The organism is Vibrio sp. 03_296 (genome assembly GCF_002265885.1).
This window is the reverse complement of the sequence record NZ_NPKW01001111.1, coordinates 1-457: the sequence shown is the minus strand read 5'-3', so window position 1 is coordinate 457 and position 457 is coordinate 1. Positions and strand designations below refer to the sequence as shown.

At 52.4% G+C, this 457-nt stretch carries 1 rRNA gene; it reads right to left on the bottom strand.

Annotated elements, in window-relative coordinates:
* Positions 1 to 457 (bottom strand): 23S ribosomal RNA (locus tag CIK04_RS30145); the annotation flags it as partial.

The following is a 457-nucleotide window of genomic DNA, read 5'->3' as shown; positions in this document are numbered from 1 at the left end:
GAGTTCTCTCAAGCGCCTTGGTATTCTCTACCCGACCACCTGTGTCGGTTTGGGGTACGATTCCTTACAATCTGAAGCTTAGAGGCTTTTCCTGGAAGCATGGCATCAATGACTTCACTACCGTAGTAGCTCGACGTCGTGTCTCAGCCTTAAGAGTRTCCGGATTTACCTAAACACTCAGCCTACGCACTTGAACCTGGACAACCGTCGCCAGGCCCACCTAGCCTTCTCCGTCCCCCCATCGCAATTGTAAGAAGTACGGGAATATTAACCCGTTTCCCATCGACTACGCTTTTCAGCCTCGCCTTAGGGGTCGACTTACCCTTGCCCCGATTAACGTTGGACAGGAACCCTTGGTCTTCCGGCGGGGAGGTTTTTCACCCCCCCTTGTCGTTACTCATGTCAGCATTCGCACTTCTGATACCTCCAGCATGCTTTACAACACACCTTCAACGGC